General features: G+C 35.2%; 14 protein-coding genes and 1 tRNA gene. 9 read left to right on the top strand and 6 right to left on the bottom strand.

The features are described 5' to 3' along the window. Positions 1-70 precede the first annotated feature (70 nt). Positions 71-2,887, top strand: a complete 2,817-nt coding sequence (gene uvrA, locus ABXT51_RS06980; RefSeq protein ID WP_416694829.1) for an excinuclease ABC subunit UvrA — start codon at positions 71-73, stop codon at positions 2,885-2,887. 2 nt (positions 2,888-2,889) lie between these two features. On the opposite strand, the gene ABXT51_RS06975 is transcribed toward uvrA, so the two are convergent. From ABXT51_RS06975 to purM, 3 genes are read right to left on the bottom strand one after another with little or no spacing between them, the layout of a single operon-like run. Continuing rightward, positions 2,890-3,582 (bottom strand): DUF3108 domain-containing protein, encoded by a 693-nt coding sequence (locus ABXT51_RS06975; RefSeq protein ID WP_416694826.1) that lies wholly within the window; start codon positions 3,580-3,582, stop codon positions 2,890-2,892. After that, positions 3,579-4,187, bottom strand: a complete 609-nt coding sequence (purN, locus tag ABXT51_RS06970; protein WP_416694824.1) for a phosphoribosylglycinamide formyltransferase — start codon at positions 4,185-4,187, stop codon at positions 3,579-3,581. The genes ABXT51_RS06975 and purN overlap by 4 nt, the downstream gene beginning before the upstream one ends. Positions 4,188-4,191: 4 nt before the next feature. Then, entirely contained in the window at positions 4,192-5,193 is a 1,002-nt protein-coding gene (purM, locus tag ABXT51_RS06965; protein WP_416694821.1) for a phosphoribosylformylglycinamidine cyclo-ligase, read from the bottom strand. 52 nt (positions 5,194-5,245) lie between these two features. Here purM and ABXT51_RS06960 point away from each other — a divergent pair, with 52 nt between their 5' ends. The 4 genes from ABXT51_RS06960 to ABXT51_RS06945 all read left to right on the top strand — a co-directional run bounded on the left by ABXT51_RS06960 (position 5,246) and on the right by ABXT51_RS06945 (position 8,174). Then, entirely contained in the window at positions 5,246-5,806 is a 561-nt protein-coding gene (locus tag ABXT51_RS06960) for a CDP-alcohol phosphatidyltransferase family protein (RefSeq protein ID WP_416686478.1), read from the top strand. Next, positions 5,803-6,471 (top strand): DnaA regulatory inactivator Hda, encoded by a 669-nt coding sequence (hda, locus tag ABXT51_RS06955; protein WP_416694818.1) that lies wholly within the window; start codon positions 5,803-5,805, stop codon positions 6,469-6,471. The genes ABXT51_RS06960 and hda overlap by 4 nt, the downstream gene beginning before the upstream one ends. 171 nt (positions 6,472-6,642) lie before the next feature. Then, positions 6,643-8,025 (top strand): siroheme synthase CysG, encoded by a 1,383-nt coding sequence (cysG, locus tag ABXT51_RS06950; RefSeq protein WP_416694815.1) that lies wholly within the window; start codon positions 6,643-6,645, stop codon positions 8,023-8,025. 64 nt (positions 8,026-8,089) lie between these two features. Next, positions 8,090-8,174: transfer RNA gene (locus ABXT51_RS06945), tRNA-Leu, on the top strand. Positions 8,175-8,195: 21 nt separating this feature from the next. Here ABXT51_RS06945 and ABXT51_RS06940 read toward each other — a convergent pair. From ABXT51_RS06940 to ABXT51_RS06930, 3 genes are read right to left on the bottom strand one after another with little or no spacing between them, the layout of a single operon-like run. Continuing rightward, a complete protein-coding gene (locus ABXT51_RS06940; protein WP_416686475.1) occupies positions 8,196-8,753 on the bottom strand; it encodes a TetR/AcrR family transcriptional regulator in 558 nt (185 codons plus the stop codon). A 5-nt stretch (positions 8,754-8,758) separates the two neighbouring features. Continuing rightward, on the bottom strand, positions 8,759-9,667 hold the full coding sequence (locus ABXT51_RS06935; RefSeq protein WP_416694813.1) for an oxidoreductase: 909 nt from the start codon (positions 9,665-9,667) through the stop codon (positions 8,759-8,761). 23 nt (positions 9,668-9,690) lie between these two features. Beyond that, positions 9,691-10,836, bottom strand: coding sequence for an MBL fold metallo-hydrolase (locus ABXT51_RS06930; RefSeq protein ID WP_416686473.1), 1,146 nt, complete (start codon positions 10,834-10,836; stop codon positions 9,691-9,693). Positions 10,837-11,012: 176 nt separating this feature from the next. Here ABXT51_RS06930 and ABXT51_RS06925 point away from each other — a divergent pair, with 176 nt between their 5' ends. From ABXT51_RS06925 to trmD, 4 genes are read left to right on the top strand one after another with little or no spacing between them, the layout of a single operon-like run. Beyond that, a complete protein-coding gene (locus ABXT51_RS06925) occupies positions 11,013-12,920 on the top strand; it encodes a heme lyase CcmF/NrfE family subunit (protein WP_416694811.1) in 1,908 nt (635 codons plus the stop codon). Further along, positions 12,917-13,729, top strand: coding sequence for a c-type cytochrome biogenesis protein CcmI (gene ccmI, locus ABXT51_RS06920; protein WP_416694809.1), 813 nt, complete (start codon positions 12,917-12,919; stop codon positions 13,727-13,729). The genes ABXT51_RS06925 and ccmI overlap by 4 nt, the downstream gene beginning before the upstream one ends. A 5-nt stretch (positions 13,730-13,734) precedes the next feature. Next, positions 13,735-14,862, top strand: a complete 1,128-nt coding sequence (gene dapE, locus ABXT51_RS06915) for a succinyl-diaminopimelate desuccinylase (protein WP_416694807.1) — start codon at positions 13,735-13,737, stop codon at positions 14,860-14,862. A 31-nt stretch (positions 14,863-14,893) separates the two neighbouring features. Continuing rightward, entirely contained in the window at positions 14,894-15,568 is a 675-nt protein-coding gene (gene trmD, locus ABXT51_RS06910; protein ID WP_416694805.1) for a tRNA (guanosine(37)-N1)-methyltransferase TrmD, read from the top strand. Positions 15,569-15,604 lie beyond the last annotated feature (36 nt).

Raw genomic sequence — 15,604 nt, 5'->3', positions numbered from 1 at the left:
ATACAAAATTAAGATTTTACACAACGCATGAGTATAATGAACCCTTTGTCCACCATAAAATAACTAACCTATGGATTCAATAAACATACGTGGCGCTCGGGTCCATAATTTAAAAAACATTGATGTTAGAATTCCAAGAAATAAGCTTGTAGTTATTACTGGTCTATCGGGTTCTGGTAAGTCATCATTAGCCTTTGACACAATTTATGCTGAAGGCCAAAGAAGGTATGTTGAGTCATTATCAGCATATGCAAGGCAGTTCTTATCATTAATGGAAAAGCCAGATGTTGATCATATTGAAGGACTATCTCCTGCAATATCAATCGAACAAAAAGCTACCTCTCATAATCCTCGCTCTACAGTAGGAACTATAACTGAGATTTATGATTATTTGAGACTACTTTTTGCCAGAGTTGGCTCACCTAGATGTCCTGAGCATGGAGATGATTTACAAGCACAAACAATTTCTCAAATGGTAGATGCAATATTAGACCTTCCTGAAGATGCAAAAATTATGATACTTGCACCAATTGTAAAAAATAGAAAGGGTAGCCATCTAAAATTATTACAAGAACTTTCTCATCAAGGCTTCCTTCGTGCGAGAGTTGATGGTGAGGTTATGCTTCTTGAAGAAATTGATGAGCTTGATGGTAATAAAAACCATACCATCGAGATCGTAATTGACCGATTAAAAGTTAGGCAAGATATAACTTCAAGATTATCTGAGTCTCTTGAAACTGGCCTTAATATGAGTGCAGGTATTGCTATAGCTTGCCCTATGGATATTAACTCTGGCTTTAAGGAGCTAACATTTTCAGCAAAGTTTTCTTGTGTTCATTGTGGGTACTCTTTGGAAGAGTTAGAGCCTAGACTCTTTTCATTTAATAATCCTGTTGGGGCATGTGAAACATGCGATGGTTTAGGTATCAAAGATATATTTGATGAAGAAAGAGTTGTGGCTAATCCTGAGCTTAGCCTTGAAGATGGTGCAATTTATGGCTGGAGCAAAAGTAATGCCTATTTTTATCAAATGCTTTCTTTAGTTGGTAATTATTATAAATTTGATATTGCAACACCATTTAATGAACTCTCAGAAGAGAATAAAAAAATTGTTCTTTATGGAAGTGGAAGTCAAGTTATTGATTTTTCAAAAATTAAAGGAAGAAGAGGTTGGACAAGTAAGAAAAAACCTTTTGAGGGCGTAATTCCAAGGATGATGCGTCGTTATGCAGATAGTGATATCCGCTCAATTAGGGAAGAATTATCTAGATATGTAATAAGCAAACCCTGCTCAAGTTGTAATGGAGATAGACTTAATGCATCTGCAAGAAATGTCTTTATAGATAATAGAAATATTTCTGATTTAACAAAGCTGACAATAGACCAAGTATTTGATTTTTTTGAATCTCTTGAGCTGGAAGGTCAGCGTGGGGAAATTGCAAGTAAGATTCTAAGTGAAATTTCACAGCGTTTGCATTTCTTAATTAATGTTGGGCTCGATTATCTTAATTTAGAGAGAAAAGCCAACTCTTTATCTGGTGGAGAGGCTCAACGAATAAGATTAGCCTCTCAAATAGGTGCGGGCTTAATTGGGGTGCTTTATGTTTTAGACGAACCATCAATTGGACTTCATCAGCGCGATAATCAAAAGTTACTTGATACGTTGACTTATCTTAGAGATTTAGGTAACACAGTTATTGTTGTTGAACATGATGAAGATGCGATAAGACAGGCTGATTATGTTGTGGATATTGGACCTGGTGCAGGTATCCATGGTGGTGAAATTGTTGCGATAGGTGCACCTGATGAAGTTATAGCTAATACAAAATCTCTTACTGGAGATTATTTAAGTGGTCGATTAGAAATCAGCACTCCTAAAACCAGAAAGAAATCAAATGGCTGGCTTAATATTACTGGAGCAAGTGGAAATAACTTAAAGCATGTTGACTTAAAAATTCCTATTGGCGTTTTAACCTGTATTACAGGTGTTTCTGGCTCAGGAAAGTCAACATTAATCAACAACACACTTTATGAGTTAGCTGCAAAAACACTTAATGGAGCTCAAACTGATATTGCTCCATTTAAAGAAGTCAAGGGTATGGACCTGTTTGATAAAGTAGTTAATATCAATCAAAGCCCAATTGGAAGGACCCCTCGATCTAACCCAGCTACTTACACGGGCGTCTTTACGTTAGTTCGTGACCTTTTTTCATTAACTCTTGAGTCTAGGACGCGAGGGTATAAATCTGGACGTTTTAGTTTTAATGTTAAAGGAGGAAGATGTGAAGCTTGCAAAGGAGATGGCTTAATTAAGGTAGAGATGCACTTTTTGCCTGATGTTTACGTCTCATGTGATATCTGTCATGGCCATAGATATAACCGAGAAACCTTAGAAATTAAATACAAAGGAAAGTCAATTGCAGAGGTTTTAGAGATGACTGTCGAAGATGCGCTTGATTTTTTTAAAGCGATTCCAAAGATTAATCAAAAAATGCAAACTTTAATGGATGTTGGACTTTCTTATATTACGCTTGGCCAAAATGCAACCACCCTTTCTGGTGGAGAGGCTCAGCGTATAAAGCTTGCTAAAGAACTTTCTAAAACAGATACGGGGCAAACTTTATATATATTAGATGAGCCAACAAGTGGCCTACATTTTCATGATATTAAACAATTGCTGTCCGTGATTTTTAGACTACGAGATCGAAATAATACAATTGTTATAATTGAGCATAATTTAGACGTTATTAAGACTGCCGATTGGGTTGTTGATCTTGGGCCTGAAGGCGGGAACAAAGGCGGCGAAATAATTGCATTTGGGACTCCAGAAGAGGTGTCCAAGAATCCAAGATCATATACTGGGCAGTTCCTTAAGAAACATCTCTAGATTTAAGTTTCAAAGCCTATAAGTACCATTGTAAATGCAGTTTTTCCATTAATTTTGTGAATTTTAATTGGCTGAAAATTTTTATTAATAGATAAATTGAGTGTTAACTGGAGGTCTTCACAAACTACCTTGATAGTTTCAAATTCAATATCATTAATAGAAATATTTTCAGCACCAAGCGATTTGAACTTTAAATACTTAACGCCAGTCTGATCAACAACTTGGTAAATAAACTCTTCTTCATTAGGCTTATTATTCATATCATTAGATAGCGCTAGATAAACACTTAAAGGATCAACAAGAAGGCCAGGTTTAATTTCAAATTCTTCACCACTACTAGATACGGCATAATTTTTATCAGTTGCAATAGATATTTCATAGTCTTTTTTAACTTCACCTTTATTTTTTTCAATGACGCTAAAGTAAGTATTAATGATCTGTCCATCAACTTCATTGCCTAAACTTTTTTCCTCTCTTGTGAAGTCATAAAGCGCCTTCCATACGGCCTCAGTTTGAGCGTTAGTCGTATATATAAACTGATTATTATTGACCTCTAAATTTAATATTGCAGTTCCAACTTTTAAGTTACCCATTACTGTCTGTGCATAAAGATCATAGCTACCCTTGTAGGGGTTTAGTGCAAGAGATTGGACTGAAAATAGAAGTGCAATAAATAAGAATACTATTTTTTTCATATCATTTTTCCATCAAGTGTTGCGGTAAAATTATCAATAAGTTTTAATCTTCCTTGAGTATACCAATGAATCACTTTAGGGTAGATGACATGTTCTTTTTTTAAAACTTTCATTGAGAGTGTTTCCTCAGTATCTAAATTGTCAATGATAACTGACTCTTGATTAATTATAGGGCCACCATCCAATTCCTCAGTAACAAAGTGAACACTCACTCCATGAGCTGTCTCAGAGGCATCAATAGCTCTCTGATGTGTGTTGAGTCCTGGAAATTTTGGAAGTAAAGAGGGATGAATATTAAGAATTTTCCCAAAATAATGTGACACAAATAATGGAGTAAGAACTCTCATATAACCAGCTAACACAATTAATTCTACCCCTTGCTGTTGAATAATTGAAATGAGTTCTCTATCAAAAGCATCATTAGAATTATAGAATCCAGGATCAATAACGGCAGTCTGAAGTTTTGCAGATTCCGCTCGTTTCAAGCCAAAAGCATTTTTGTTATTACTAATGACGCAGCTAATTTGCAAGTCAATTTTATCTGCATTATCAATTATTGATTGTAAATTAGAGCCATTACCTGAAATTAAAATAACAGCTTTCATAGTATCAAATTATTACTTGCTCACCTTTAGAGTCAACAACTTCTCCAATTAACCAGGCTTTTTCACCTTCAGAATTTAATAGCTTAATAGCATCATTTGAGGATTCTTTTGGAACAATAACGACCATGCCAACGCCGCAGTTAAGAACTCTATGCATTTCACTTGTATCTATATTTCCTTCAGCCTGCAGCCACTGAAATATTTCTGGAAGCTCCCAAGAGTTTGCATCCAATTTTGCAGCTAAATGCTCTGGCATTACTCTGGGAATATTTTCAAGAAGACCACCACCCGTAATATGCGATATTGCATGTACGGGTAAATTTTGAACTAATGACAAAATTGATTTAACATAGATTTTAGTTGGCTCAATAAGTTCCTTGAGCTGGCTTGATGTTGGCTTTGTTTTTTCCAAAACTTTTCTGATGAGTGAGTATCCATTTGAGTGAGGACCGGATGAACCAAGCGCTATTATGTGATTACCTGATGAAACTTTAGAGCCATCTATAATATTATCTTTTTCAACAATGCCTACGCAAAACCCAGCAAGATCATACTCTTCACCTTTATACATTCCGGGCATTTCAGCAGTTTCCCCTCCAATTAGCGAGCATCCAGATTGACGACAGCCTTCACCAATTCCAGAAATAACAGAAATCGCAACATCTGGATTAAGAGAGCCCGTTGCGTAATAATCTAAAAAAAATAAAGGCTCAGCGCCCTGAACTATAAGATCATTGACGCACATTGCAACTAAATCAATACCAATAGTATCATGCTTATTAAGCATCTCAGCAACCATCAATTTTGTTCCAACACCATCAGTTCCTGAAATTAAAACTGGTTTTTTATACTTATCTAAAGGAATTTCAAACATTGCACCAAAGCCGCCAAGACCAGCAAGAACACCAGGTCTTAACGTTGATTTGGCAATTGGTTTAATTTCTTCAATAAGCTGATTACCTTTAGTAATATCAACTCCAGAGTCCTTATAAGTCAATGATGACATCTTGTTTTCCGTATAATTAAGGTCTAAAAAATGAATTTAATTAAGCAAAATAATGAGCTACTCAATGCTACCCAATGCGCTTTCAATAATACGCATTATTTTAACAGTTCCAATAGTTATAGCGCTACTAAAAGAGCAGTATCTTTTGACGCTTCTATTATTTCTATTGGCTGGAATTACCGACGCATTAGATGGTTGGATAGCTAAACAGTTTTCATTACAGTCCCGTCTTGGTTCTATTCTTGATCCAATGGCAGACAAGATATTATTGACCTGCTCTTTTATTGCTTTATATTGGGTTGGGATTATGCCCTTATGGCTACTCATGATAATTTTTGTTCGTGATGTTATTATTGTAGCGGGCGCATTAGGATATTTTCTAGGTGAAATATCTAGGGATAGTGATTTGCTAGAGCCTTCTTTAATTAGTAAATTTAATACAGTATTACAAATTGCCTTGGTTTTATTTTTGCTGTTAATTCAAATATATACTGAATTAAATAGCCTTAGAGATATGGTCTTCATAGTGGTTGCCACTTCGACCGGTTTAAGTGGTGCGGACTATGTGTTACTTTGGGTTAAAAAGTTTATCTTGCAAGAGACTAAAAAATGAATCAACTAGGCCTTCCAATCTCACTGAACTCCAAAATGCTTTTAGATAACTTTATTGCTAATAGTGAGCTTGTTAATTTAATTCACCAACTTTTTCAGAAAAAAAAAGCTTCTGAAATTTACGTATATGGATTAACAGGCCAAGGCAAAACGCATGTCCTTCAAGGGGTAGTATTAAAGGCCCTAGAAATGGATAAGAACGCAATTTATATCGATTGTATTGATTCTTTTCCAGAGCATTTATTTGACTTTATAGACCAATTAAATTTTATTAGCTTTGATAATGTTGATCTTATTAGTAGTGATAACCAAGAGACATTTTTCGATTTATATAATCGAGTAAGACAGGCTGGAGTTGTTGTTTTAGTCAGTGGTTCTAGTTTGCCAGCTGATTTAACCGTTATGAAGGATCTTAAGACGCGCCTAAGTTTAGCTGCTGTTTATAAATTAGAAGAACTTAATGATGAGTTAACAATGGACGTACTTAATAAACAAATGAGTGATAGAAATTTAACTATCGACTCAAAAATTTACGAATATTTATTTAAGAATTATTCTCGAGATTTAAATACTTTAGTATCTGCGATGAATGAGCTAGATAAAGCATCACTCCAATCAAAAAAAGCAATTTCAATTCCTTTTGTTAAAATAGTACTTCAACTTTAGTAGCTACTAAATATCAATTTACTAGGAAATATAAAATATTTTTCTAAATTTTTGTTTTTTTAAGAAAAATTCATATCTTTGAACTCAATAATAATAAAAATATAGAATTTTTTACTATACTTCGTAAAATATTTTAAACAATGCTCTAAACTAAAAGCTTAATATATTTTTATGGATCATCTTCCTATTTTTATAAATTTAAGACAAAAGCCAGCCCTAGTTGTTGGAGGTGGAGATATCGGATTAAGAAAAATAAACTTATTATTAAAAGCTCAGGCTAAGGTTACATGCGTTTCTCCCCATTTTTGTGAAGGCATAAAAACCTTATCTTTAGATAGCAATGTAACTTTAGTTAATAAGCGCTTTGAGGCATCTGATATTTCAAATTATTCAGTAATTATTTCTGCTACAGATGACTCAAAAGTAAATGAATCTGTCTCTAAGATAGCTCAAGAAAGTCGTATACCGGTAAATGTGGTTGACTCGCCTGAGCTATCAAGCTTTATCATGCCCTCAATAGTTGATAGGTCTCCGGTGGTAATTGCTATCTCTTCATCCGGTAAGGCACCAGTTCTAGCTCGTTTAATTCGTGCAAAGCTTGAAACAGTTATTCCAAGCTCTTATGGCATACTTGCTGAAATTGCTGGTGAGTATAGGCAGAAAGTTAAAGACAGGTTTTCAAAAATTAAAGATAGAAGAGCATTTTGGGAGGCTACTTTTTCTGGCGTTATAGCTGAAAAAGTTTTTTCAGGACGTATTCAAGAAGCTAAGGCTGATATTGAAATGCAGCTGATTGACGCAGTTGAGATGAACTTGGGAGAGGTTTATTTAGTTGGAGCTGGTCCTGGCGATCCTGACCTATTAACGTTTAAAGCCTTAAGGCTTGTCCAGCAAGCTGATGTTGTGCTTTATGATAGGTTGGTATCTAAAGGTGTTATGGAGCTTGTTAGGAGAGACTCAGAACTCATATATGTCGGTAAAAAAGGTGGCAGTGATAAATCTACTAGGCAAATAGATATTAATACTCTTTTGGTTGATCTGGCAAAATCAGGCAAGAGAGTATGCAGGTTAAAGGGCGGTGATCCTTTTATTTTTGGCCGAGGGGGTGAAGAAATCGAATCTCTTTCTGAGCATGGCATCCCTTTTCAGGTTGTCCCTGGAATAACTGCTGCATCAGGGTGCTCTTCTTATGCAGGCATTCCGTTAACCCATAGAGACTTTTCTCAATCCTGCCGTTTTGTGACTGCCCATTTAAAAGATGGCACGACTAACCTTCCATGGGAAGAGTTTATTGTTGAGCAGCAGACGATTGTTTTTTATATGGCATTGAGTGGGGCAAGTTACATTTGTGAACAGTTAATTGCTCACGGCATGAGAGAGGAGATGCCAATTGCGATTATTGAAAAAGGCACAATGCCTGAGCAAAAAGTTTATATTACCTCTCTAAAAGACTTGCCTGATTTGTTAATTAAAGAAGATATTAATGCACCTACTTTGATGATTGTAGGAGAGGTCGTCAGTCTAAATGAAAAGTTAAGCTGGTACGGCAATTAAATAAGAAAATCTATTTCTTAAATAAGAAATGTTTGATTTAATTCGGTATAATTTCAAAATCTTCGCGGGGGTGGTGGAATTGGTAGACACGCTGGATTTAGGTTCCAGTGTCGCAAGACGTGAGAGTTCGAGTCTCTCTCTCCGCACCATATATTTTTAAAAAAGAGCTCTTAGGAGCTCTTTTTCATAATATCCCAGATTACATTCAGTTCACTCTCACTTGGCTTGGAAAGATTTCTTAATTTTAAGTTTTTAATAATCGTTTCAGTTGCTGACCAACTTATTTGAAAGAGTAGGTCAAAATCAATATCTCTAAAATAACCTTCTTTAAAAAATAGTTTCATATCAGTCATTGATTTTTCAAAATTTTTGAAGCCTATTGCCCTTGCTTCTTCAGATACCATAGGATCGATATCAACTAAACCTAAAAAGATAAATTCATTGTAGTTAGTTAAAAAATACTCAATAATTTTTCGGGAAGCTTCTTTGAACTGAAGTTCAACACTTGAATTATCAGGCATATTTTCATTCAAGTCAGAAAAAGCATTTTTTTTAATGCTTATGTATATTGTGTCAATAAGCTCTTGCTTTGATTTAAAGTGTACAAAAAGCGTTCCAGAGGCAACCCCTGCTTTTTTGCTAATTTGAGCAGTTGAAGTTGACTGAATACCCTGACTGGCAAATAGCTCTAGAGCGCTTTGATAGATTTTATCTTTAGTTGAGAGCATTATTTTTAGTCAATGGAGTAACTCACTCCAGTTAGTTCTTCAGATAGCTTCCAAAGTTTTTTTGCATTATCTACATTATACGATAAATCATTTGATTTAACTAATGCAGGGTGACCTTTCATACCGCCCATTGATGGAGAGCCAAAATAATTATCTGACTGGGCAGTTGGATCAGTAGCCGCTCTAAGACCTCCAAGAGCACCTACCTTAACTTTCTGTCCAAGAAAAATATTCATAAAATTTGCCATACTAGAATGCTTCTGAAGATCTGTAGCAGTCCACCCTGGATGTGAAGCTAATACCATTGGACTTCCTTTATCCTGACCAAGTTTACGAGATAATTCATAGGTGAAATATAAATTTGCTAGCTTAGTGTCACTGTAGGCGCTCCAAGTTTTATATTTTCTTTTTTCCCAATTAAGATCATCAAAATCAATATTTCCAGAGGTGTGAGCAATACTAGCTACATTTACAACTCTTGAATTTGGCGTCTTTTTGAGTAGAGATATTAGTTGACCTGTTAAAGCAAAATGACCTAAATGATTCGTGCCCATCTGTATCTCAAAGCCATCTTTTGTTTTTGAATAAGGGCAGGCCATTATGCCAGCGTTATTGATAAGGCAGTCTAGTGCTTTGTATTTTTTGTTTATAGATGTTGAGAAATTATTGACTGATTCGAGGCTTGATAAATCTAACTCTTGAATATCTATCTTCGCACTGTTATTTTCAGCAAGAATTTCTTTTTTTACAGAATCAGCTTTTTTAATATTTCTAGCAGCCATAATAACGGTTGCGTTTTTTCGAACAAGAACTTTAACCGATTCTTTACCAAGACCACTCGTTGGTCCAGTTACTATAAAAATTTTCCCTGATTGATCAGGGATATTTGATTCGTTCCAATTTTCTTTTTTCATTTTTTTCCTTAAATAATATTAGTTTAATTTCTAAGCTTTTCCCACCAAGGATTTTTTGGTAAGTTGGTTAGCTCAAATACTTCACCAATCATTGGGGTTGCAATGTTGACATTCCTTTTTGCAGCTTCCTTAGTAATTCGAATGATTGGCTCATCCCATGGATGAATCGATAAATCAAACTTAGACCAATGAATCGGGAATAGCACTTCTGCTTTTAAGTCGATACTGGCTTGAACAGATTCATCAGGAAACATATGAACATTTGACCAGTCTATGTTGTAAGCACCATTCTCGATAAAGGCAATGTCAAAAGGACCATATTCATTACCTAATTTTTTAAATGTCTCTGAGTATCCTCCATCACCACTAAAATAGGCGCTTAATGATTTTGATTTAACAATCCAAGAGCCCCATAATGTCGAGTTACCATTGGTTATGCCTCTTCCACTAAAGTGAAGAGCTGGCGCAAAGATAAACTCAACATCTTTATAGCTCTTGCTTTCATACCAGTCAAGCTCAGTAATTTTATTTTTATCTACTCCCCATCTTTCTAAATGTGCTCCAACCCCTAAAGGCACAATAAAATGATCTACTAGATTTGATAAGTCTTTAATTGCTTTAGAGTCAAGGTGATCATAGTGATCATGTGAAATGATAACAACGTTGACCTTTGGAAGATCCTCTATCAATATTGGGTTTTCAAATACAAATGGTTTCCCATTAAAAAAACTACTTTTACTTTTTGAGCTGAACGACGGTAATGGTGATGCTCTATTAAAGACTGGATCAGTCATAACAACCAAATCTTCAGTTTTCATAAGAAGCGTGGAGTGACCAAACCAAACAAATTTACCCTCTGTTAAATCTTGACCTTGAAATTTTATTGTTGGAAGAGGGCCCAAAGGGTTTTTATCTTTTGGCGGAAAGAACCATTCCTTTAGGGTCGACTTTCTTTCTAAAGTTCGAAAGTTTGTGTATGTTGTTTTAATGTTGCGAAATTTACCCTCAAAAAAGTTTTCTGAATTAACAATTATTTCCTTGGTATTTTTGTCAGGAGAGGCGCCAAAGACAGGGGAGACATTAAGAAAAATAAAAATAACAAAAGCAATGATAAGTAGCGCATAGATTAAATATTTGATTACATTTAATATATTAAAAAGAATTTCCATAATTAAGTGCCTGTATTTTTCTAAAAAATAAATTATATGCTACTTAATGAGTGACCAGTCAGTCATTATGTAATCTTATTTCTTAGTTACTTTAATTTAAGTGATGTCTATTAAGAATAAACATAAGAAATACTGTAAAATATTAGCTCTTAAAAACATAATAAAAACTTGGACTTATGTTGATTGAAATTGGACACTTTTCCCTCGTTCTTGCATTGATATTTTCTGTGCTATTGATGGTATTGCCATCAATAGGTCTTTATCAGAATAAATCTAGTCTTGCTCAACTTGCAAAGCCATTAGTTTGGGCGCAAGGTTTTTGGATTGTTATAGCTTTTATTATTCTAATGAGTGCATTCCTGACGAATGACTTTTCAGTGAAGTATGTAGCTGATAATTCAAATACTCAGCTACCATTATTGTTTAAGGCATCTGCAGTCTGGGGAGCTCATGAAGGCTCATTACTTTTATGGGTCTTTGTGCTTTCAATATGGACTATCTCGGTTAGTATTTTTTCTAAGCGTATTCCGTCGGATTTATTAAATCAAATTCTCGTAATACTGGGTGCTATAAGTTTTGGATTTTTGCTTTTTCTACTTTTTACATCGAATCCATTTGAGCGTTTACTGATTCCTCCATTAGAAGGGAGAGAGCTAAACCCACTCCTCCAAGATTTTGGTTTGGCAGTTCATCCACCTATGCTTTATATGGGGTATGTTGGATTAGCAGTTCCGTTTGCCTTTGTATTGGCTGCATTAATCAGAGGCCAGTTAGATAGCACTTGGCTAAGATGGACAAGGCCATGGGCGTTAATTTCTTGGGCTTTTTTAACGGTTGGAATAACTCTTGGAAGTTGGTGGGCTTATTACGAACTTGGCTGGGGAGGATGGTGGTTCTGGGATCCTGTAGAGAATGCATCATTTATGCCTTGGCTTGTTGCGACAGCGCTTATCCATTCATTAAGCGTTAGTGAAAAGAGAGGCGCATTTAGGCAGTGGACTGTGCTGCTAGCCATTGGCGGTTTCTCATTAAGTTTGTTAGGAACCTTTTTAGTTCGCTCTGGAGTTTTAACTTCTGTCCATGCTTTTGCAACAGACCCAACAAGAGGGTTATTTATTCTGCTATTTTTATTTATTGTTATTGGTGGCTCTTTGGTTCTATTCACATGGCGCTCTCACTTATTGCAAAAAAGTAATCAATTTGCTTTATTGTCAAGAGAAACTGGACTATTAATAAATAATATATTGCTTATTACGGCAATGTTTACAGTCCTTTTGGGGACACTTTATCCATTAATTCTTGATACATTAAATCTTGGGAAAATATCAGTAGGTGCGCCTTATTTCAATGCAGTTTTTGTGCCAATTATGCTCCCAGGAGTCTTAGCATTAGCTATCTTCCCTTTTGTACGCTGGAAGAAAGATAGCGTATCTAGATTAACTTTATTACTGCGCTTTAACTGGATTGGTATTGCTTTATTACTCTTGCTTGCAAGAGTTGTAATTACCAACAATATTTATGTACTAATTGCAATTGGCCTTTTTATTTGGGTTACCTTTCATGTCATTATTTTATTAACGAAAAGAATAAGGACAAAATCAAAATTTTCATTTGCCTTTATAGGAATGATAATTGCCCATCTTGGAATTGCAGTATTTGTTCTTGGGGCTACAGTAACAACTCAACTTGGAATTGAAAAAGATATAAAAATGAATGTTGGAGAGTCTCAAAATATTGCAGGATATGACTTTGTCTTTAATGGAGTAAGTCCCCACATGAAAGATAATTATTCAGGCTTTATTGGTGACATTAGTGTATTTAAAGAAGGAGAAAAAATTGCACAGCTTGCTCCTGAGAAAAGATATTACCAAAGTGGCATGCCGATGACTGAAGCATCAATTGATCCATCAATAACTAGAGATCTTTATGTAGCTTTAGGTGAAGGTTTGGAGGGTGGCGCGTGGAGCGTAAGAATTTATTATAAGCCACTGGTGAGATGGATATGGTTAGGCGGATTAATGATTGCCCTTGGAGCTCTTTTTGCAGCAACTGACCGGCGTTATTTTGTGAGAGCTAAATCATGATCCTAAGCTGGCAATTTATTGTGATGATTGTTTTATCTAGCTTATTTTTAGCATGGTTTCTGTATAGACCAGTGAAGTCAAACCTTAGTGATGATGATTCAAATATAGCAATTAATAAACAGAGGCAGGCTGAGCTTGAAATAGATTTTAACCAAGGATACATTGAGAGCGCTCAATATCAAGAAGCTGAGTCAGAAATTATTAGCACTTTAGCTTCAGAGCTAAAAAGCAGTCCAGCAAAAAATGTAACTATTGAGCCATTAAAATGGATAACTCTAGTAGCTTTATCTATTGGAATTTTATCTTTACTAGTTTATTCTCAGCTGGCTCCAAAAATAATTCCAAATACTGATACTACTTTAACCGAGCCTATGACTATGAGTGAAAGTATTGAAAAATTACAGGATTATTTAATTGAAGATCCAAATGATTTTCAAGCATTAAAAATGCTAGGTCTGGCGCAAGTTGGTGTTGGAAATGTTGATGATGCAATTGGGACTTTTGAGATTGCGTATGAATTAAATTCAAATGATATTGACTTACTTCTTCAGTTTGCAAGCGCTATAGCTGCGAATCAAGATGGCATGTTTTATGGTAAGTCTAAAACTTTAATTGAAAAGGCTCTAAGTCTTGATGCTCAATCAATTCAGGTGTTGTATTTTGCTGGCATAGTTTCAGCTCATCAATCTGACCTAGATGGGGCAATAGGTTACTGGCAAAAAGCTTTATATCTTATGCCAGACACTCACCCTGACAGAAATATTATCGAAGAGGCTCTTAATACGGTATTAAATTTACAAGTAAAATAGCCATCATGAGTCAAACATTAGAATTAGCAAAATCACTTATAAGTAGGCCTTCTGTAACTCCTTTTGATAAGGGCTGTCAAGCCATCATGATTGATCGTCTTGAAAAAATTGGATTTAAGATTCACCCTCTTAAATTTGGAGATGTTGATAATTTTTGGGCTACTCATGGAAATGCTAGTCCAATCTTTTCTTTTGCGGGCCATACTGATGTCGTTCCTGCTGGAGATGATGAAGCATGGAAAACACCTCCTTTCGAGCCAACAGTAAAAGATGGACTCTTATTTGGTAGGGGTGCAGCTGATATGAAAGGGGGTTTGGCTTCGATGCTTGTGGCAACAGAAAACTTTATTGAAAAAAACCCTAATCACAAAGGGACTCTTGCATTTTTAATTACCTCTGATGAGGAGGGAATTGCACTTAATGGAACGGTTAAAGTGATGGATTATCTTAAAAGCCTTGATCAGAAGATAGATTATTGTTTGCTTGGTGAGCCATCATCCACTTCAGTGCTTGGAGATGTTATAAAGAATGGAAGAAGGGGCTCACTAAATGGCATTTTAACTATAAAAGGAAAGCAAGGGCATATTGCATATCCACATCTTGCAGAGAATCCTAATCATCTTATGACTTCAGCGCTGAATGATTTATGTCAGCAGCAATGGGACAATGGTAATGATTACTTCCCAGCCACTTCATTTCAAATTTCAAATATCCATTCTGGCTCGAGAGTTACAAATGTAATACCTGGTGAAGTAGAAATAATGTTTAACTTTAGGTATTCAACAGAAACTACAAAAGAAGAGCTTCAGAAAAAAGTAAATGATATTTTAGATAGTCATAAACTTAATTATTCTATTGATTGGTCTCATTCAGGCTATCCATTTTTAACTCCACAAGGAATCTTAGTCTCTGCATGTATTGATGCAATTGAAAAAATAAAATCAATTAAGCCTGAACTTTCGACTTCTGGAGGTACTTCTGATGGTCGATTTATTGCACAAAAAGGAACCCAGGTGGTTGAACTTGGTCCTATTAACGCAACAATTCATCAGATTAATGAATCAGTTTTGGTTCAAGACTTAGAAGATCTGACCAAAATTTACTCACAAATTTTAACTAATCTATTGGTCTAGCCTTGTTATTAATACTGCTGCAGGTTAATAAATGAAATTTGATATTATTACTATTTTTCCTGAAATGTTTTCTGCAATTAAAGAAGAAGGCGTTATTGCAAGAGCAATTAAGAAGTCGATTATCTCAATTAGCGAATGGCAACTTAGGGATTTCAGCGCCAATAAATACAAAAATATTGATGATAAGCCTTATGGTGGTGGTGGTGGAATGGTGATGCAAGTTAAGCCAATTAGAGCTTGTATTGCCAAGATTAAAAAACAAAATCCAGAAACCAAAGTCATTTACTTGTCACCTCAAGGTCAAAAATTAAACCAAAGTTTAGTTGAAAAATTGTCATCCTTTGATTCACTTACTCTTCTTTGTGGGCGATATGAGGGAGTGGATGAGAGAATTATAGAAAATGATATTGACTATGAAGTTTCAATTGGAGACTACGTTATTAGTGGTGGTGAACTAGCAGCTATGGTATTAATTGATTCTGTAAGTCGTCGTTTGCCTAATGTTTTAGGAAATGAGGATTCATTAAAGGACTCATTTACTGATAATTTTCTTGATTATCCTCACTATACAAGGCCAGAAACTATTGATGGCCAAACTGTTCCAGGTGTTTTATTAAGTGGAAACCAAGCTAAAATAGATGTATGGCGCAATGAACAGTCAAATGAAAAAACTAAGACAAAAAGACCGGATCTTTTAAAAAAGTAAATCTATTGTTTTAAAGTCTTCAGTAGAATTGTTATT

Origin of the sequence: Candidatus Pseudothioglobus sp. Uisw_050_01 (assembly GCF_048085775.1) — a bacterium.
In the GTDB taxonomy this organism is placed as follows: Bacteria; Pseudomonadota; Gammaproteobacteria; order PS1; family Pseudothioglobaceae; genus Pseudothioglobus.
The sequence above is the reverse complement of the archived record's forward strand: the minus strand, read 5'-3'. Positions and strand labels throughout refer to the sequence as shown.